Origin of the sequence: Stenotrophomonas sp. WHRI 8082, from assembly GCF_040223995.2 — a bacterium.
In the GTDB taxonomy this organism is placed as follows: Bacteria; Pseudomonadota; Gammaproteobacteria; order Xanthomonadales; family Xanthomonadaceae; genus Stenotrophomonas.
The window spans coordinates 1293826-1311990 of record NZ_CP167826.1; the positions used below are offsets into that span (position 1 = coordinate 1293826).

General features: G+C 65.7%; 16 protein-coding genes. 7 read left to right on the top strand and 9 right to left on the bottom strand.

Annotation, left to right across the window (positions count from 1 at the left end):
• Positions 1-103 precede the first annotated feature (103 nt).
• The 6 genes from ABRP17_RS05800 (at position 104) to ABRP17_RS05825 (ending at position 7474) form a co-directional block, all read left to right on the top strand.
• On the top strand, positions 104-1381 hold the full coding sequence (locus tag ABRP17_RS05800) for an efflux RND transporter periplasmic adaptor subunit (RefSeq protein ID WP_349986561.1): 1278 nt from the start codon (positions 104-106) through the stop codon (positions 1379-1381).
• A 29-nt stretch (positions 1382-1410) separates the two neighbouring features.
• Positions 1411-2127 (top strand): ABC transporter ATP-binding protein, encoded by a 717-nt coding sequence (locus ABRP17_RS05805; RefSeq protein WP_188325052.1) that lies wholly within the window; start codon positions 1411-1413, stop codon positions 2125-2127.
• An 8-nt stretch (positions 2128-2135) separates the two neighbouring features.
• Positions 2136-3440, top strand: a complete 1305-nt coding sequence (locus ABRP17_RS05810) for an ABC transporter permease (RefSeq protein ID WP_188325053.1) — start codon at positions 2136-2138, stop codon at positions 3438-3440.
• Positions 3441-3461: 21 nt separating this feature from the next.
• Positions 3462-4676, top strand: a complete 1215-nt coding sequence (locus ABRP17_RS05815; protein WP_349986559.1) for an FtsX-like permease family protein — start codon at positions 3462-3464, stop codon at positions 4674-4676.
• Between the two features lie 111 nt (positions 4677-4787).
• The gene (locus tag ABRP17_RS05820; protein ID WP_349986558.1) at positions 4788-6131 is read left to right on the top strand and encodes a sigma-54 dependent transcriptional regulator; all 1344 of its coding nucleotides are present in this window, start codon (positions 4788-4790) and stop codon (positions 6129-6131) included.
• Complete coding sequence (locus ABRP17_RS05825; RefSeq protein WP_349986556.1) at positions 6128-7474, top strand: ATP-binding protein; 1347 nt, start codon at positions 6128-6130, stop codon at positions 7472-7474. Before ABRP17_RS05820 ends, ABRP17_RS05825 begins: the two co-directional genes overlap by 4 nt.
• A gap of 257 nt (positions 7475-7731) precedes the next feature.
• Here ABRP17_RS05825 and glmU read toward each other — a convergent pair whose 3' ends face one another.
• Positions 7732-9096 (bottom strand): bifunctional UDP-N-acetylglucosamine diphosphorylase/glucosamine-1-phosphate N-acetyltransferase GlmU, encoded by a 1365-nt coding sequence (gene glmU, locus ABRP17_RS05830; protein WP_349986555.1) that lies wholly within the window; start codon positions 9094-9096, stop codon positions 7732-7734.
• An 83-nt stretch (positions 9097-9179) separates the two neighbouring features.
• On the opposite strand from glmU, the gene ABRP17_RS05835 reads away from it, so the two are divergent.
• On the top strand, positions 9180-9563 hold the full coding sequence (locus ABRP17_RS05835; RefSeq protein WP_349986554.1) for a GtrA family protein: 384 nt from the start codon (positions 9180-9182) through the stop codon (positions 9561-9563).
• 105 nt (positions 9564-9668) lie between these two features.
• On the opposite strand, the gene ABRP17_RS05840 is transcribed toward ABRP17_RS05835, so the two are convergent.
• The 8 genes from ABRP17_RS05840 to ABRP17_RS05875 all read right to left on the bottom strand — a co-directional run bounded on the left by ABRP17_RS05840 (position 9669) and on the right by ABRP17_RS05875 (position 18123).
• Positions 9669-11864 carry a hypothetical protein gene (locus tag ABRP17_RS05840; protein WP_349986553.1) on the bottom strand — a complete coding sequence of 732 codons (2196 nt, stop codon included), beginning with the start codon at positions 11862-11864 and terminating at the stop codon, positions 9669-9671.
• 28 nt (positions 11865-11892) lie between these two features.
• On the bottom strand, positions 11893-12438 hold the full coding sequence (aroQ, locus tag ABRP17_RS05845; RefSeq protein WP_349986552.1) for a gamma subclass chorismate mutase AroQ: 546 nt from the start codon (positions 12436-12438) through the stop codon (positions 11893-11895).
• A gap of 190 nt (positions 12439-12628) precedes the next feature.
• On the bottom strand, positions 12629-13051 hold the full coding sequence (locus ABRP17_RS05850; RefSeq protein ID WP_188325061.1) for a F0F1 ATP synthase subunit epsilon: 423 nt from the start codon (positions 13049-13051) through the stop codon (positions 12629-12631).
• Positions 13052-13164: 113 nt separating this feature from the next.
• Positions 13165-14571, bottom strand: a complete 1407-nt coding sequence (gene atpD, locus ABRP17_RS05855) for a F0F1 ATP synthase subunit beta (RefSeq protein WP_188325062.1) — start codon at positions 14569-14571, stop codon at positions 13165-13167.
• 37 nt (positions 14572-14608) lie between these two features.
• On the bottom strand, positions 14609-15472 hold the full coding sequence (gene atpG, locus ABRP17_RS05860; RefSeq protein WP_188325063.1) for a F0F1 ATP synthase subunit gamma: 864 nt from the start codon (positions 15470-15472) through the stop codon (positions 14609-14611).
• 58 nt (positions 15473-15530) lie between these two features.
• Positions 15531-17078 (bottom strand): F0F1 ATP synthase subunit alpha, encoded by a 1548-nt coding sequence (gene atpA / locus ABRP17_RS05865; protein WP_349986550.1) that lies wholly within the window; start codon positions 17076-17078, stop codon positions 15531-15533.
• Between the two features lie 45 nt (positions 17079-17123).
• The gene (locus ABRP17_RS05870; RefSeq protein WP_188325065.1) at positions 17124-17651 is read right to left on the bottom strand and encodes a F0F1 ATP synthase subunit delta; all 528 of its coding nucleotides are present in this window, start codon (positions 17649-17651) and stop codon (positions 17124-17126) included.
• Between the two features lies 1 nt (position 17652).
• On the bottom strand, positions 17653-18123 hold the full coding sequence (locus tag ABRP17_RS05875) for a F0F1 ATP synthase subunit B (RefSeq protein WP_188325066.1): 471 nt from the start codon (positions 18121-18123) through the stop codon (positions 17653-17655).
• Positions 18124-18165 lie beyond the last annotated feature (42 nt).

Here is an 18165-nt window from a genome sequence, read left to right on the forward strand (position 1 = left end):
GGCGGACACCGCGGCAGGAAGCGTAACTCCCTGATCCAAAAGGCCTGAACAGTTGGCACGCTCTCTGCTTCCCTGAAGGCAGACCGACCACCCAGGCCCTTCGATGATCCGCGACACTTCCGCCCAGGACCAGATTGTTTCCACCCGTGCGACAAGCGGCCGCGCCGCGCTGGTGCGCCGCTACCGCTGGCCGGCACTGGCCGCCGTCCTGGTGCTGGCCGGGATCGGTTTCGCGGTGCACGGATGGCTCAACGCCAGCCGTTCCTTCGACAGCAGCCGGGTGCGCGTGGCGGAAGTACAGCGGGGCGACCTGGTGCGCGACATCGCTGCCGAAGGTCGGGTGATCGCGGCCAACAGCCCGATCCTGTACGCCATCTCCGCCGGCACGGTGAACCTGAAAGTGGTGGCCGGCGACGTGGTCAAGCAGGGCCAGGAGCTGGCCGTGATCGACAGCCCGGAACTGCGCAGCAAGCTTGCCCAGGAAGAGGCCGCGCTGGCTGGGCTGGAAGCGGAGTCCAGCCGTGCCGCGCTGGATGCCACGCTGACCCGGGCCAAGTCGCGCAAGGACACCGACCAGGCGGGTATCGAAAAGGTCGCTGCAGAGCGCGACCTGCAGCGCTACCAGCGCGGCTTCGATGGCGGCGCGGTGCCGCAGATCGATCTGGCACGTGCGCAGGACAGCCTGAAGAAGGCCGATATCAGCCTGCTCAACGCGCAGACCGACGCCAGCCTGCAGGGCCAGGGCGCGGACCTGGACGCACGCAACAAACGCCTGCTGGCCGACCGCCAGCGTGCGGTGGTATCGGAAGTGAAACGGCAGGTGGATGCGCTGACCCTGCGGGCGCCCTTCGATGGCCAGGTCGGCCAGGTGCAGGCCGTGCAGCACACCAACCTGATCGCCAACGCACCGGTGCTGGGCGTGGTCGATCTGTCAAACTTCGAGATCGAGATCAAGGTGCCGGAGAGCTTCGCACGCGACCTGGCGATCGGCATGCCCGCCCAGTTGACCAGCGGCAGCGGCGAACCCTTCCCCGGCGAAATTTCCGCCGTCTCGCCCGAAGTGGTCAGCGGTGAGGTCAACGCGCGCGTGCGTTTTGCCGACAAGCAACCGGCCGGCCTGCGCCAGAGCCAGCGGATGTCGGTGCGGGTTCTGCTGGATACCCGCAAAAACGTACTGAAAGTAGAGCGCGGCCCCTTCGTCGAGCAAAGCAGCGGACACGCCTACGTGATGGAGGGCAGCACCGCCGTGCGCCGCCCCGTCGAACTGGGCGTCAGCAGCCTGGGCGAAGTGGAGATCCTGTCCGGCGTGCAGCCGGGTGATCGCATCGTGGTCGCCGGCAGCGACCTGTTCAAGGACGCCGAGCGCGTTTCCATCAACTGATCCATCCCCTACGAATCCTGGAGAGAACCATGCTTGAGATGCGCGCTGTCGCCAAAGTGTTCCGTACCGAACAGGTGGAAACCCATGCCCTGCGTTCGCTGGATCTGAAGGTCAACGAGGGGGAGTTCGTCGCCGTCACCGGTCCGTCGGGGTCAGGCAAGACGACCTTCCTCAACATCGCCGGCCTGCTGGAGACCTTCACCAGCGGCACCTATCTGCTGGACGGCCAGGACGTCAGCCAGCTGGGTGACGATGCACGCAGCCGCCTGCGCAACCAGAAGATCGGCTTCATCTTCCAGGGGTTCAACCTGATCCCCGACCTCAACCTGTTCGACAACGTGGACGTACCACTGCGTTACCGCGGCATGTCCTCGGCCGAGCGCCGCGAGCGCATCGAGAAAGCACTCGGCCAGGTCGGCCTGGGTTCGCGCATGAAGCACTATCCCAACGAATTGTCCGGTGGCCAGCAGCAACGCGCCGCCATTGCCCGCGCCCTGGCGGGCAGCCCGCGCCTGCTGCTGGCTGACGAACCCACCGGCAACCTGGACAGCCAGATGGCCCGTGGGGTGATGGAACTGCTGGAGGAAATCAACGCCGCCGGCACCACCATCGTCATGGTCACCCATGATCCAGAGCTGGCTGCGCGCGCGCAGCGCAACGTGCATATCGTCGACGGCCAGGTCACCGACCTGCTGCGCGAACCGGTCCTGGCCACCGCCCGGCGCGTGGCCGCGGTCAACGAGTGAGGTCCGCCATGTTTGCTTACTACACCCGGCTGGCCCTGCGCAGCTTCCGTCGTAACAGGGTGCTGACCGCCCTGATGGTGGTCGCCATCGCGCTCGGCATCGGCGCCTCGATGACCACCCTCACCGTATTCCATGTGCTGTCCGGCGATCCCATTCCCGGCAAGAGCGACCGTCTGTTCTACGTGCAGGTCGACCCGCGTCCGCGTGCCGGCTTCGTGCCCGGTGAAGAGCCCGAAGAGCAGATGACCCGGTTCGATGCCGAAGCGCTGTTGCGCGACAAGAAAGGGATCCATCAGGCGGTGATGACCGCCGGCGGCGCGACCATCGTGCCGCAGAACAGTACGCTGAAGCCGTTCTCGCTGGACTCGCGTTACACCTCGGCCGATTTCTTCCCGATGTTCGATGTGCCCTTCCAGTATGGCAATGGGTGGACGGCCACCGACGATGAAGGCCGCAGCCGCGTCGCGGTTCTGTCCAAGACGCTCAACGACAAGCTGTTCAACGGGGCCAACAGCGTGGGCCGCGAAGTAAACGTCAGCGGGCATTCGATGCGCGTGGTCGGCGTACTGAAAGAATGGCAGCCCGAGCCGCGGTTCTTCGATCTGTCCACCGGCGCCTACGGCAACGAAGAAGACGTGCTGCTGCCGTTCTCCACCTCCGTCGAGTTGAAGCTGGGCAGCAGCGGCAACATGAACTGCTTCGGCGAAGGAGCGCCCAATGGCAGCAGCTCGGACCTCAATGCACCGTGTACGTGGCTGCAGTACTGGGTGGAACTGGATCCGGCCAAGGTCGATGACTACCGGCAGTATCTGTTGAACTATTCGGACCAGCAGCGCGCCGCCGGCCGCTTCCAGCGCCCGGCCAACGTCAAGCTTTCCTCGGTGATGGAATGGCTGGATTTCAAGAAGGCCGTTCCCAGTGACGTACGGCTGCAGCTGTGGCTGGCGCTGGGCTTCCTGGTGGTGTGCCTGATCAACACGGTCGGCCTGCTGCTGGCCAAGTTCCTGCGCCGTAGCGGTGAAATCGGCGTGCGCCGCGCGCTTGGCGCCAGCCGCGGGCAGATCTTCCTGCAGTGCGTGGTGGAGGCGGGCGCGGTGGGCGTGGCCGGTGGCCTGCTCGGCATCCTGCTTGCGTTGGCCGGGCTGTATGCCGTGCGCCAGCAACCCGTGGAGTACGCAAAGCTCGCTCATCTGGACGGCACCATGCTGCTGCTTGCACTCGGCCTGACCCTGTTCGCCAGCCTCGCCGCCGGCCTGTTGCCGGCGTGGCGCGCCATGCAGGTCACCCCCGCCATCCAGCTTAAATCGCAGTAAGCACGAGACCAAGGAACCTGCATGGACATCCGCCCCATCCTCAGCACCCTGCGCCGGCACAAGACGGCCGCCTCGCTGATCGTGCTCGAAGTCGCCCTGACCTGCGCCATCGTCTGCAACGCGCTGTTCCTGGTCAGCCAGCGCATCGACAAGATCAGCCAACCCAGCGGCGTGGCCGAAAAAGAGCTGATCGTGGTGCGGGTCAGCGGCATCGGCAAACAGACCGATGCCATGGCCCGCACGCGCGAGGACATCGCTGCCCTGCGCGCCGTCCCCGGGGTCACCCAGGTGTCGCGCGCCAACCAGTTGCCGTTCCGCAACAACTCCTCCAACAGCGGCATCGCGCGTACACCCGAACAGGAGCGCCCCACGATCCACGCTGCCATGTACAGCTTCAACGAAGGGGCCCTGTCCACGCTCGGACTGAACCTGATTGCCGGACGCGACTTCCTGCCCAGTGAGTACGTGGACCGCGAGAAAGCGCAGAGCGGCGAAGGCGCGGGTAAGGCCGTGCCGGTGATCATCACCCAGGCGGCCGCTGACGGCCTGTCGCCGGGACAGACGGCACTGGGCAAGACGTTCTATTCCGGCGACCAGCCACTCAACGTGATCGGCATCGTGCAGCACCTGGCCACGCCCACCGGCTGGGGCGACAACACGACGATGTCGCTCATCATGCCGCTGCGGACCGACTTCACCGAAGGCGTCTATCTGCTGCGGTCCGCCCCGGAGCGTCGCGATGAGGTGCTGAAAGGCGCGCTGGCCGCGTTGGAACGCAATGATCCCAACCGCTTGGTCCGCGAGAAACTGACCTATGAGGACCAGCGCAACGACTTCTTCAAGAACGATCGCGCCATGGTCGGCTTGTTGATCACCGTCTGCGTTGCCCTGCTGGTGGTGACCGCATTGGGCATCGTCGGCCTGGCCAGCTTCTGGGTGCAGCAGCGCAGCAAGCAGATCGGCATCCGCCGTGCGCTGGGAGCGACCCGCGGGCAGATCCTGCGCTACTTCCAGACCGAGAACTTCCTGCTGGCCACGGTCGGCATCGTGCTCGGCATGCTGGCGGCGTATGCCATCAACCTGGCCTTGATGAATACCTATGAGCTGCCCCGCATGCCGCTGATCTACCTGCCCATCGGCGCCGTGCTGCTGTGGCTGCTGGGACAGATCGCGGTGTTCGGGCCGGCGCGGCGGGCCGCTGCGGTACCGCCGGCGGTGGCCACCCGCGGCAGCTGAGGCACGGCTGGCGCGGCTTGTATATCCTGCTGCCATGATGTCCGTAGCACCGCGCCCCGGCCGGCGCCTACGTTCCGCCGAGCACGGCTCGGCGCTACCAGAAGCTGCTCAATGCCTGCGATCCTGATCATCGACGACAACACCAGCGTGGCCACCGCGCTGGACGTGCTGTTTTCCCTGCATGACATCGATACCCTCCAAGCCACCTCGCCCGAACAGGGGCTGGCGCTGCTGCGCGAGCATCCGGTGGACCTGGTCATCCAGGACATGAACTTCACCGAGGACACGACCTCGGGCGAAGAAGGGGAAGCCCTGTTCGCGCGCATCCGTCAGGCGCACCCTGACATGCCGGTGATCCTGTTGACCGCGTGGACCCATCTGGGCAGCGCGGTGGATCTGGTGAAGGCAGGGGCCGCCGACTACCTGGCCAAGCCCTGGGATGACCGCAAACTGCTGACCACGGTAAACAACCTGCTGGAGCTGTCCGAGGCACGCCGCGAGCTGGACCAGCGCCGCCAGCGCGAGCAGCGCCAGCGCACCGATCTGCAGGCCCGCTACCAGCTGTGCGACGCAGTGTTCGCCGATGCCGCCAGCGAGCGCGTCATCGCGCTGGCCTGCCAGGTGGCGCGCTCGACGTTGCCGGTACTGATCACCGGTCCCAATGGCGCAGGCAAGGAGAAGATCGCGCAGATCATCCAGGCCAATTCGCCGGTGGCCAAGGGCCCCTTCGTCACCGTCAACTGCGGCGCGCTGCCCGCCGATCTGATCGAAGCAGAGCTGTTCGGCGCCGACGCCGGCGCGTACACCGGCGCCAACAAGGCGCGCGAAGGCAAGTTCGAAGCCGCCGATGGGGGCACGTTGTTCCTCGATGAGATCGGCAACCTGCCATTGGGTGGCCAGATGAAGCTGCTGCGCGTACTGGAAACCGGCCGCTTCGAGCGGTTGGGTTCGAACCGCGAACGGCAGGTCAGAGTGCGCGTGGTCAGTGCGACAAACGCGGATCTTGCCGCGATGATCCGCGACGGCACCTTCCGCGAAGATCTGTACTACCGCCTCAATACGGTCGAGCTGGCGTTGCCGCCGCTGGCTGAGCGGACCGGCGACATCGCACCGCTTGCCGAGCACTTCCTGAGCGATGACAAGCCGCTCTCACCTGCGGCCCTCAGCGCCCTGCAGCGCCATGCATGGCCTGGCAACGTGCGCGAGCTGCGCAACGTGATCCAGCGTGCCGAGCTGCTGGCGACCGGTCCGCGCATCGAGGTGGCCGACCTCAATCTGCCACGCGCACCGGCCAACGCACGCAGCAACAGCGCCGCCCTTGACCCGGACCGCAAGCGCATCGAAAGCGCGCTCGCCAGCAACCACGGCATCATCGCGAAGGCCGCGGCGGAGCTCGGGCTGAGCCGACAAGCGTTGTACCGTCGGATGGATCGATACGACATCCCCCGCGAATGAAGCCCCGCTCCCTCACCGTTCGCCTGTTCCTGCGCCTGCTGCCTGTGCTCGCCCTGGCGGCGGCGCTGCCGTGGCTGCTGGCCTACTGGATGGACCACGGCTGGGCCGTCGCGCTGCTCTCCGGCATCGTCCTGCTGTCGTTGATGTGGATCAGCCTCAGCCGCGCCATCGCGCCGATACGTTCGGTGATGCGCGCGTTGTCCGGCGTGGTGAGCAGCTACAAGGACGGCGAGTTCAATTTCAGCGTGCACTGGCCGGCACAGGATGAGCTGGGCCATCTGGTGCAGGCGCACCGCGAGCTCGGGGATGTACTGCGCGAGCAGCGGCAGTCACTCGTGCAGCGCGAACTGCTGCTCGACACCATGGTGCAGAACACGCCGGTGGCGATGCTGTTGCTTGCCGCAGGCGGTGACGGCGTGCAGCGTGTGGTGTTCTCCAACCTGGCCGCACGCAAGCTGCTGCACGGCGGGTACAAGCTGGAAGGCCAACGCCTTCTGGAATTGTTGGAGCAGATGCCGCTGGCGCTGCGCGACGCCATCTCGCGCGGCGGCGACAGCCTGTTCGCCGTGCGCGAGGAAGAGAGTGATGACGAAGATGACGAGCAGATCTACCATCTGTCGCGGCGCGCGTTCCACCTCAATGGCCGGCCGCACGACCTGCTGCTGATCCGCCTGCTGACGGCCGAACTGCGGCGGCAGGAAGTACAGACCTGGAAGAAAGTGATCCGGGTGATAAGCCATGAGCTCAACAATTCATTGGCCCCCATTGCCTCGCTGGCGCACTCCGGCGGTGAACTGGTCAGGCGCGAACGCTTCGACCGCCTGCCGGAGATCTTCTCGACCATCGAAGATCGGGCGCGTCATCTGGAAGGCTTCATCCGGGGCTATGCGCGCTTTGCCAAGCTGCCACACCCGCAGCTCCAGACGGTGCACTGGGCGCCGTTCCTGGCCAGCCTGCAGCAGCAGATCTCCTTCCAGATGGATGAGATTGCCGACGACCTGCACAGCCGTGTGGACATCGCCCAGCTGGGGCAGGCGTTGTTGAACCTGGTGAAGAACGCGCACGAGGCGTGTGCCGAGTCTGATCCCCCCAACGACGACGTGCGTGTGCAGCTGACCCGCCTGCCGCAGTGGATTCGGCTGGATGTGCTGGACCGCGGCAAGGGCATGAACGAGGCCGTCCTGCAGAACGCATTGATGCCCTTCTATTCGACCAAGCGCAACGGTACCGGGCTGGGCCTGGCGCTCACGCGGGAGATCATCGAAGCGCACGGTGGGCGTATCGCGCTGCAAAACCGCACGGACGGCGGCCTGTGCGTGTCGCTGCTGTTGCCGGTGAACTGACGGCAAGCGGTTGCGGGCGTGGGGGAGCCTGGGAGGTGGGGCGTGGACGTGGGGCGTGGACGTAGATGTGGGCGTCGGGCGTCGGGCGTGAACCGTGGGCCATGGACGTGGGGCGTCACGCTTGGTAGAGCCGACTTCAGTCGGCTGCCTTGCGCCTGCAGCCGACTGAAGTCGGCTCTACCGGGGGTGCCCTGCAGCCGACTGAAGTCGGCTCTACCGGGGATACCCTGCAACCGACTGAAGTTGGCTCTACCTGCCTACTTCTTCTGCGGGCGCTGCCAGCCTTCAACCACCTGCTGGCGCACGCGCGCGACGGTCAACTGGCCGTCCGGCGCGGTGCGCGTAATCACCGATCCAGCGGCAATGGTCGCGCCCTCGCCGACGAGCACGGGCGCCACCAACGAACTGTTGGATCCGATGAAGGCGTTGTCACCGATGGTCGTCTGTGACTTGTTCACCCCATCGTAGTTGCACGTGATGGTTCCCGCGCCGATGTTCACCTTGCTGCCGATCACCGCATCGCCCAGATAGGTCAGATGGTTGGCCTTGCTGCCTACGCCCATGCGGACGTTCTTGGTTTCCACGAAGTTCCCCACGTGTGCCCCGTCGGCCAGCACGGTGCCCGGCCGCAGCCGCGCGAAGGGTCCGATCTGCGCCGCGCCCTCGGTCACCACGCCTTCGATGTCACAGTGCGCGCGCACTTCGGTACCCGGGCCCAACTTGACGTTCTTCAACCGCGTGAACGGTCCGATGACCACGCCATCGGCCAGCTCGACGCGTCCTTCGAGGATCACGTTGACGTCGATCTGCACATCACGGCCGACTGTCACATCGCCGCGGATGTCCAGCCTTGCCGGGTCCAACACGCGGGCACCCTGCTCGCACAGCGCACGCACCGCACGCTGCTGCCAGGCGCGCTCAAGCTGGGACAGCTGCCACGGATCATTGGCGCCTTCGGCATCCTGCGGATCAGCCACCAGGGACATGTCGGCCGCGGTGTATTCATTGGCAGCGAACGCGAACACGTCGGTGAGGTAGTACTCACCCTGCGCATTGGCGTTGGACAACTGTGAAAGCCAGCGCCGCAGGGCGGTGGATTCGGCGGTGATGATGCCGGTGTTGATCGTACGGATCCGGCGCTGCTCCTCGCTCGCATCTTTCTGCTCCACGATGGAGCCGACCTTGCCCTCCGCGTCGCGCACGATGCGACCGTAGCCAGTGGGATTCTCCATCTCCGCTGCCAGCACGGCCAGCCGGCCTGGCTGCGCCAGCAGGTCGCGCAGGGTCTGCGCACGGATCAGCGGCACGTCGCCGTACAGCACCAGCACCTGCGCGGCGTCAGGCACGTCCGGCATGGCCTGCGCGACCGCATGGCCGGTCCCGAGCTGCTGCACCTGCTCCGCCCACAACAGGTCGGGCTGGTCGGCGAACCGCGCACGCACGGCGTCCCCGCCATGACCGTAGACGATGTGGATCGCAGCGGGCTGCAGTTCGCGTGCCGTTGCGATCACGTGCGCCAGCATGGGCTGGCCCGCGACCGGCTGCAGCACCTTCGGCAATACTGACCTCATGCGCTTGCCCGCGCCGGCGGCCAGGATGATCACGTGCAGGGCTTGGCTCATGGAATAACGGTGTCCGCAATGGTGTGCCGACATTCTAGAACGCAGCCCGTTAACATGCGTCACGCGCCCTGCATCCCGTGTCCATGTCCCTGCTCCGCCAAGGTGGTTCCTACCTCATCGTCGGCCTGGTCCAGCTTCTGCTGGACTGGTGTGTGTTCGTGGCGGTGACCGCGATGGGCATGCCGGTGGTGCCGGGCAATGTCATCGGGCGCGCCAGCGGCATGCTGCTGGGCTTCTGGCTCAACGGGCGTTATACGTTCGCCGATCAGGGCAGGCAGCGGCTGGGATGGCGGCGCTTCGCGCGCTTCATCGGCCTGTGGGCGGCGGTCACTGCAGTGAGCACGGTGCTGGTCGCCGCCGCCCACGACGCATTGGGACTGCAGTACGCCTGGTTGGCCAAGCCGCTGGTGGAAGGCGTGCTGGCCGCGCTGTCGTTCCTGTTGATGCGTTGGCTGGTGTTTCGCTGAAGCAAGCGTGCTTCCGGCTCCGCGTGCAACAGCCGCCGAGCATGGCTGGGCGCTACCACGGCGGGGCCAACGTCCAGACCCGCCCGGCACGCCGAGACGGGACCGCTACCGGCCCAGGCGCGCCGCCAGGCCCTCGCGCCACAACTGCAGGGGGCTGAATCGCAGTGTCACCTCGTGCGTGCCCGCGGGTACGCAGACGGCACGGAACAATCCATTGGCGCGCAGTACGTCTGTCGCCTCACCGTTGATCTCCGCCCTCCAGCCCGGGGCGATCACATCGTTCACCACCAGCCACGCGGGCGCGTCAGCGTGCACCCGCACCGTCATCGTGCTCGCCGCATGGTGCTGTTGCAGCACCTGCAGCACACCGCTTGCGGCCTCCGGGCAGAGGCCCCGCTGCGCACCTTGCGGCAACCACAGCGCGGCGCCGAAGTCGGTCTCGTTGAAGGCCGCGGCGGGCGGCAGGTCCTCTTCATGCCAGCGCACCTGGCGCGGGTTGAGCAGGCGCGGCAACACGCTGTCACGACGCAGATACTGCAGTTGATCATCGTGGGCCCGCGAGCCGGGGAAGGCGCCCGGCGCGAGCACCCACCGCACACCCAGCAGGTCATACAAGGGCGCGTTGAAGTCCCCGGTCCACGGGGTGTCCGGTTTGTCCTGCACGTTCTCCAACGGATCGCCGGGCATGCCGACCATCCGCAGGTAGCGGGCATCCAGCAGCGGGTTATAGCCATTGGCCAACGGCAGCGCGTGCACGGCCGCACCGTTCGTCAACGGACCGATGCCGAAGACCAAGGCACGCTGCGGCCCGGAGGCGGTGCGCTGCGCGGACAACAGCTGGTACGCACTCTGCGCCGCGCCAGCGCGACTGGCGGTAAGGACGGGACGGGTCGCACTGCGTGCGTTGAATGAGGTGCTGACGTTGAACACCAGCAGATCGATCAGAATCAACCCGAGCACCCAGCGTGCGGGCGCACGATGCCGACGCAGCTGGTGGACGGCCAGCGTCCCCAGCACCGCACTCAGCGCGATCCAGGCAAACCCTGGCAACCGGCCAGTGCTGACGATCAGCCAACCGCTGGCCACCGCCAGCAGGCCCGTCACCAGCACTGATGGCCAATGCGGTCGCAGCCCGTGCTGGGCGAGTGCAACCTGCAAGGCGGACGCACCCAACCATGCCGCTGCGGGCACCGCGAGGAACAGCGCATCGGACGGTCGACGGAACAGGTCCAGCCCGGGCAGCCACTCGAACAGCAGCGGGAACACCGGCGTCGCGCCCCCCAAGGCGAACAGGACCGCAAAAACGAAGACCGCCAACGCGACGCGCGCCTGCGTGGGCGTGCGACGAATGACCTCGCCGCCCCACGCCAGCCAGACCGCCAGCGGGACCGCGCCCACGTAGAGATAGTCGGTCGTGATATCGCCGAATGCCCAGCTGTCACCACGGCCCTGCGAGAAGATGTTGCCTGAAAGCAGGGTGGCAAGGGACTGCCACTGGATGGCCCCGGGCAGCGCGGTGTCGAGCGTGACGCCATCGCGATTGGTCTGCGCCAGCCACGCGAATGTCGACAGCCACTGCGGTGCGCTGATCAGCGCAGCCACTGCCCCCACCACGGCCAACTGCAGGAACAGGCGAACGCGCTGGCGATCAGCGGCGACGAGCGCGCCCACCGAATAAAGCCCGCACGCGAGCACGATCAGATACGTGACCTGGGTCAACTGCAGCGCACACAGCCCACCCGCGATGCCGGCCAGCAGTGCGTAGTGCCATCGCCCGGTATGCCGCAGCCGCGAAAGACCCAGCCACAGCCAGGGCAGCATGCAGTAACTGACGATCATCGGGGTATGCTGCAGGCGCGCCGCCGCGACCCCTCCGAACAGGAAGACCAGGGCGAACATTAGCTGCGGCAAGCGCTGCAATCCCTGCGTTGCCGCAAGTTTCAACGCCCCCATCCCCGCCACCAGCACATGCAGCAGGATCACCACCGTGAACCAGTGCAGGGACGTCGGTGCCAGCAGCATCGGCAGCACCACGGTCGGCTGCAGGGTCATCATCTGCGGATCGGCCAACTGCGGGTATCCACCGTGCAGGTAAGGATTCCACCAGGGTAAGTCGAGCTGCAGCAGCTGCTGCGCGGTGAAGCTCACTGCCGGAAAGAACTGCTGGACCGCATCGAAGGGAATCGTCCAGATGCCAAGCAGCCACGGCAGGCAGAGAACCAGCCAAAGGGCGCTCCATGCGAATCCCGGCGTCTGCCGTAGTCGGGTCCAGCGGCTCGTGGCCGCAGTCGTGCTGATCATCTGCTGCACCCGTGCTTTCCTTGCTTTGTCAGCGCGCGCCGCCCGTTTCGGGGCGACAAAGATCAATCATAGCCCGCACCAACGCGACATGCCCGAGGGGCTCCTGCATGCTGCGATCCACTGCCTCGGCAACCGTCTTCGTGCAGCCCGGCTGGCCGCGCTCCGGGGCAATGTCGGGCCATAGCGCGAGCAGCTTTTCATCTGCCGCATCGATGAGGCGACGCAACGCCTCCAGCGAAGGCGCTGGCGGTGGCACCTCGCCTGCCGCATAGCGATGGAAGGCGACATGCTGGATCAGCTTGTTGGCCTCGATCAGCTGGCGGTAGAAGTGCACGACCGCCTCGGCGTCCAGGCCCAGCTGGGTCGCCCGGACGCGCTTGCCCTCCAGTACCTGTGCTTCGCGGATGGGATCTTCCACCGGGCGCGCGGCGGGGTACTTGAACGCGGCTACCTCATGCGCGATGGCATTGCGCTCGGCGGCGACGGCAACGAAGCGATCCATCGGAGTGGCCTGCGCGGCGGCAGGCAGCAACGTCGCAAGCAGCACTGTCCGACAGCAATCGAGAATAGCCATGGCGCACCTTCCAGAAGAAGAAGCACACAGGGTGAGCCCGGTGAGTGGCCAGCACGAGGAACCGGCGCACAGTTCGCGCCGGCATCCTGGACGATGCACGTAAAATACAAACGCCGGCACAAGGCCGGCGCAGGTGAAGCGGTCGCGTGCAAGCGCGGCGCCCAATCGGGTCGCCGCCGCCCGGCAGCGGTCAGTGCTTCAAGTTCTTGCGCAGGCGTTCAAGCGCCTGCAGCTGGGCGGTCACTTCGGCCAGCTTCTGCTGGGCTTCGGCGATCTCCATGCCTTCGCCGCGATTGGCCAGCATGCGCTCGGCTTCTTCCTTGGCCTTGCGTACGGCGGCTTCATCGATGTCCTGCGCGCGGATGGCCGTATCGGCCAGCACGGTTACCACCTGCGGCTGTACTTCCAGGATGCCGCCGGTGATGAAGAAGTCCAGCTGCTCGCCATTGGCCTGGGTGACCACGACCTTGCCCGGCTTCAGGCGGGTGATCAGCGGTGCGTGCTTGGGCGCAATGCCCAGCTCGCCCAGCTCACCGGTGGCCACGACCAGGGTCGCTTCACCCCGGAAGATTTCCTGCTCGGCGCTGACGATGTCGCAACGGATCGTGCTCATGCAAATCTCTTCACTGTTCGCGGCGGCACGATGCCACCGGGGAGGAGCCACGGCGCGGGCGGGTGCCCGGCGCCGGTGTCAGGTCGGGCAGGATCGCTCCCGCCCGTCCCGGATCAGGCCTTCTCGGCCATCTTCTTGGCCTTCTCGACCGCTTCTTCGATGCTGCCGACCATGTAGAACGCCTGCTCCGGCAGGTGGTCGAACTCGCCATCGACGATGGCCTTGAAGCCACGGATGGTGTCCTTCAGCGACACGTACTTGCCCGGCGAGCCGGTGAACACTTCGGCCACGTGGAACGGCTGGCTGAAGAAGCGCTCGATCTTGCGGGCGCGGGTCACGGCCTGCTTGTCTTCTTCCGACAGTTCGTCCATGCCCAGGATCGCGATGATGTCCTTCAGTTCCTTGTACTTCTGCAAGGTCTGCTGGACGCGCTGGGCGGTGTCGTAATGCTCGTGGCCGATGACCAGCGGGTCCATCTGGCGGCTGGTCGAATCCAGCGGATCCACGGCCGGGTAGATACCCAGCGAGGCGATCGAACGCGACAGGGTCACGGTCGAATCCAGATGGGCGAAGGTGGTCGCCGGCGACGGATCGGTCAAGTCATCGGCCGGCACGTAGACCGCCTGGATCGAGGTGATCGAGCCGTTCTTGGTGGAGGTGATGCGCTCCTGCAGGACGCCCATTTCCTCGGCCAGGGTGGGCTGGTAGCCCACGGCCGACGGCATGCGGCCCAGCAGTGCCGACACTTCGGTACCGGCCAGCGTGTAGCGGTAGATGTTGTCGACGAACAGCAGCACGTCCTTGCCCTTGCCCGACGCGTCCTTCTCGTCGCGGAAGTACTCGGCCATGGTCAGGCCGGTCAGCGCAACGCGCAGACGGTTGCCCGGCGGCTCGTTCATCTGGCCGTACACCATCGCGACCTTATCCAGGACGTTGGAGTCCTTCATCTCGTGGTAGAAGTCGTTGCCCTCACGGGTACGCTCACCCACGCCGGCGAACACGGACAGACCGCTGTGCGCCTTGGCGATGTTGTTGATCAGTTCCATCATGTTGACGGTCTTGCCGACGCCGGCGCCGCCGAACAGGCCGACCTTGCCGCCCTTGGCGAACGGGCACATCAGGTCGATCACCTTGATGCCGGTTTCCAGCAGCTCGGTGGCCGGGGACTGGTCTTCGTACGACGGCGCGGCACGATGGATTTCCCACGTGTCGCTGGCGGTGACCGGACCGGCTTCGTCGATCGGGCGACCCAGCACGTCCATGATGCGGCCCAGCGTGCCCGCGCCGACCGGCACGGAGATGCCGCGGTTGGTGTTGGTGGCAACCAGGTTGCGCTTCAGGCCATCGGTGGAACCGAGGGCGATGCAGCGGACCACGCCGTCGCCCAGCTGCTGCTGGACTTCGAGGGTGATTTCGGTGTTGTCGACCTTCAGTGCGTGATACACCTTCGGCACCGACTCACGGGGGAACTCGACGTCGACGACCGCGCCGATGATCTGAACGATCTTGCCCTGACTCATTGCTGCATCCTCTAAATGTGTGCTTTGGACGTGCGCGTCAGACTGCTGCTGCGCCGCCGACGATTTCGGAGATTTCCTGGGTGATCGCTGCCTGGCGGGCCTTGTTGTAGACCAGCTGCAGGGTTCCGATCAGCTTGTTCGCGTTGTCGCTGGCCGCCTTCATCGCCACCATGCGTGCCGCATGCTCGGAGGCGACGTTTTCCAGCACGGCCTGGTACACCAGCGACTCGATGTAACGCGTCATCACGTGCTCCAGCACGGTCGCGGCATCGGGTTCGTACAGGTAGTCCCAGTCGTGGTGAGCGACCTGCTTCTCAGCCGCCGGCAACGGCAGAAGCTGGTCGAAGCTGGCGGTCTGGGTCATGGTGTTGACGAAGCGGTTGTACACCAGGTACACGCGGTCGACCTTGCCCTCGGTGAATGCATCAAGCATCACCTTGATCACGCCGATCAGCGATTCCAGCCGCGGCACGTCACCCAGATGGGTCACGCTGCCGACCATGTTGACCTTGATCCGGCGGAAGAAGGTGGACGCCTTCTGGCCGATGGTCACCATGTCGACTTCAGCGCCCTTTTCCTGCCACGCACGGGCTTCGCCCAGCGTCTTGCGGAACAGGTTGTTGTTCAGGCCACCCGCCAGCCCGCGATCAGACGAGATCACGATGTAGCCCACGCGCTTGACCTGCTCGCGCTCGGCCAGGAACGGGTGCTGGTAGTCGGTGCTGGCCTGCGCCAGGTGACCGATCACCTGCTTCATCGCCTGCGCGTACGGACGCGAGGTCTTCATCCGCTCCTGCGCTTTGCGGATCTTGGAGGCCGAGACCATCTCGAGCGCGCGCGTCACCTTGCGGGTGTTCTGCACGCTCTTGATCTTGGTTTTGATTTCGCGTCCGCTTGCCATCTCTTATTCCCGTATGTTCAACGGTAGAACGGGGACTGGCCCCGCTCCACGTGCGCTGTTACCAGCTGCCGGTGGTCTTGAACTCGGTGATGCCCTTCTTGAAGGCCTCTTCGATGTCCTTGTCCCAACCGCCGGTGGCGTTGACCTTGCCGATCAGCTCGCCCTGGGTGTTGGCGAAATGGGCGTGCAGGCCTTCCTCGAACGCCAGCAGCTTGTTGACCGGCACGTCGTCGAGGTAACCCTCGTTGACGGCGTAGATCGACAGCGCCTGGTTGGCGATCGACATCGGCGCGTACTGCTTCTGCTTCATCAGCTCGGTGACGCGCTGACCGCGCTCCAGCTGCTTGCGGGTGGCTTCGTCCAGGTCCGAGGCGAACTGCGCGAACGCAGCCAGTTCACGGTACTGGGCCAGCGAGATACGGATGCCGCCGGACAGCTTCTTGATGATCTTGGTCTGGGCCGAACCACCCACGCGCGACACCGAGATACCGGCGTTGACGGCCGGACGGATACCGGCGTTGAACAGATCGGTTTCCAGGAAGATCTGACCGTCGGTGATCGAGATCACGTTGGTCGGCACGAACGCGGACACGTCGCCGGCCTGCGTTTCGATGATCGGCAGTGCGGTCAGCGAACCGGTCTTGCCGGTCACGGCGCCGTTGGTGAACTTTTCCACATACTCTTCGGACACGCGGGCGGCGCGCTCGAGCAGGCGGGAATGCAGGTAGAACACGTCGCCCGGATAGGCTTCGCGACCCGGCGGACGCTTCAGCAGCAGCGAGATCTGGCGGTAGGCGACAGCCTGCTTGGACAGATCGTCGTACACGATCAGGGCGTCTTCGCCGCGATCCATGAAGTACTCGCCCATGGTGCAGCCCGAGTAGGCGCTGATGTACTGCATCGCAGCCGATTCAGAGGCGGTGGCGGCGACGACCACGGTGTGGGCCAGCGCGCCGTTCTCTTCCAGCTTGCGCACGATGTTGGCCACGGTCGACGCCTTCTGGCCGATCGCGACGTACACGCACTTGATGCCGGTGTCTTTCTGGTTGATCACCGCATCGATGGCCAGGGCGGTCTTGCCGGTCTGGCGGTCACCGATGACCAGCTCGCGCTGGCCACGGCCGATCGGGATCATGGAGTCGACCGACTTGTAACCGGTCTGCACCGGCTGATCGACCGACTTGCGCCAGATCACGCCCGGGGCCACACGCTCCACCGGAGCGGTCAGTTCTGTGCCCAGCGGGCCCTTGCCGTCGATCGGCTCGCCCAGCGCGTTCACCACGCGGCCGAGCAGCTCCGGACCAACCGGCACTTCGAGGATGCGGCCGGTGGTCTTGGCCACGTCGCCTTCGCGAAGGTTCTGGTAATCACCCAGCACCACGGCGCCGACCGAGTCGCGCTCCAGGTTCAGGGCGAGGGCGAAGGTGTTGTTGGGCAGTTCGATCATTTCGCCCTGCATCACGTCGGCCAGGCCGAAGATGCGCACGATGCCGTCGGACACGCTGGTCACGGTGCCTTCGTTGCGCGATTCCGCGGCCAGCTTGACCTTCTCGATGCGGTTCTTGATCAGTTCGCTGATTTCGGAGGGATTGAGCGTGGTTGCCATCGTCGAGTCCTAGTGCCGGCGGTAACGCCGGACGTTTAATTGAATTCAGTTAGCGAGTGCGGTCTGCAGACGGGCAAGCTTGCCCTTCAGCGAACCGTCGATGACCACGTCACCGGCGTCGATCACGGCGCCGCCGATCAGCGACGCATCCACCGCGGTGGACACATCCACTTCGCGGCCGAAGCGCTTGCGCAGCGCAGCCTTGATCGCGTCCAGTTCACCGGGCGACAGTTCGTTGGCCGAGGTCACCGTGGCCTTCACCACGTGTTCGGCTTCGGCGCGCAGCTGGTCGTACATGCCGGCGATTTCCGGCAGCAGCGGCAAGCGGCGGGCATCAGCGAGGATGGACAGGAACCGCGAGAAGGTCTCGCTGCGCTGGTCCGGGGCGAGCAGCGCGACGGCGTCGTCGCGGCCCAGCTCCGGGTTGGCGAGCAGGGCCGACACGCGAGGGTCGGCGGCGACATGGGCGGAGAACGCAAGCGCATCCGTCCACGGCGCGAACGCACCTTCGTCACGCGCGGTCGCAAAGGCGGCGCGGGCGTAAGGGCGGGCAAGCGTGAGGGCCTGGCTCATATCAGATCTCCGAAGCCAGCTCGTCGAGCAGCGCCTTGTGGGCGTTGGCATCGATTTCGCGCTTGAGCAGCTTCTCCGCACCGCTTACGGCCAGCGCGGACACCTGCTTGCGCAGCTCCTCGCGGGCACGGTTGGCGGCGAGGTCGATTTCAGCCTGGGCCAGTTCTTTCTGGCGGTTGGCTTCGGCGATCGCTTCATTCTTGGCGGCTTCAACGATCTGGTTGGCGCGCGCGTGGGCCTGGTCAATGATTTCATTGGCCTTGCCGCGTGCATCCTTCAGGGCTTCGTTGACCTTGTCCTGGGCCTGGGCGAGATCTTTCTGGCTGCGATCGGCAGCGGCGAGACCTTCAGCGATCTTCTGCTGGCGCTCTTCGATCGCATTCATCAGCGGCGGCCAGATCTTGGTCGCGATGATCCAGATCAGGGCTGCAAAGGCCAGGGCCTGGGCGATGAGTGTAAAACCGATTTCCATTTTATTCGCTCAGTCGGTGGTGACGGGGTGGAAGTGCCGCCC

Excerpts from the sequence above, each read along its gene's own strand:
- ABRP17_RS05800 (WP_349986561.1), top strand. The coding sequence starts at position 104 with ATGATCCGCGACACTTCCGCCCAGGACCAGATTGTTTCCACCCGTGCG.
- ABRP17_RS05805 (WP_188325052.1), top strand. The coding sequence starts at position 1,411 with ATGCTTGAGATGCGCGCTGTCGCCAAAGTGTTCCGTACCGAACAGGTG.
- ABRP17_RS05810 (WP_188325053.1), top strand. The coding sequence starts at position 2,136 with ATGTTTGCTTACTACACCCGGCTGGCCCTGCGCAGCTTCCGTCGTAAC.
- ABRP17_RS05815 (WP_349986559.1), top strand. The coding sequence starts at position 3,462 with ATGGACATCCGCCCCATCCTCAGCACCCTGCGCCGGCACAAGACGGCC.
- ABRP17_RS05820 (WP_349986558.1), top strand. The coding sequence starts at position 4,788 with ATGCCTGCGATCCTGATCATCGACGACAACACCAGCGTGGCCACCGCG.
- ABRP17_RS05825 (WP_349986556.1), top strand. The coding sequence starts at position 6,128 with ATGAAGCCCCGCTCCCTCACCGTTCGCCTGTTCCTGCGCCTGCTGCCT.
- glmU (WP_349986555.1), bottom strand. The coding sequence starts at position 9,096 with ATGAGCCAAGCCCTGCACGTGATCATCCTGGCCGCCGGCGCGGGCAAG.
- ABRP17_RS05835 (WP_349986554.1), top strand. The coding sequence starts at position 9,180 with ATGTCCCTGCTCCGCCAAGGTGGTTCCTACCTCATCGTCGGCCTGGTC.
- ABRP17_RS05840 (WP_349986553.1), bottom strand. The coding sequence starts at position 11,864 with ATGATCAGCACGACTGCGGCCACGAGCCGCTGGACCCGACTACGGCAG.
- aroQ (WP_349986552.1), bottom strand. The coding sequence starts at position 12,438 with ATGGCTATTCTCGATTGCTGTCGGACAGTGCTGCTTGCGACGTTGCTG.
- ABRP17_RS05850 (WP_188325061.1), bottom strand. The coding sequence starts at position 13,051 with ATGAGCACGATCCGTTGCGACATCGTCAGCGCCGAGCAGGAAATCTTC.
- atpD (WP_188325062.1), bottom strand. The coding sequence starts at position 14,571 with ATGAGTCAGGGCAAGATCGTTCAGATCATCGGCGCGGTCGTCGACGTC.
- atpG (WP_188325063.1), bottom strand. The coding sequence starts at position 15,472 with ATGGCAAGCGGACGCGAAATCAAAACCAAGATCAAGAGCGTGCAGAAC.
- atpA (WP_349986550.1), bottom strand. The coding sequence starts at position 17,078 with ATGGCAACCACGCTCAATCCCTCCGAAATCAGCGAACTGATCAAGAAC.
- ABRP17_RS05870 (WP_188325065.1), bottom strand. The coding sequence starts at position 17,651 with ATGAGCCAGGCCCTCACGCTTGCCCGCCCTTACGCCCGCGCCGCCTTT.
- ABRP17_RS05875 (WP_188325066.1), bottom strand. The coding sequence starts at position 18,123 with ATGGAAATCGGTTTTACACTCATCGCCCAGGCCCTGGCCTTTGCAGCC.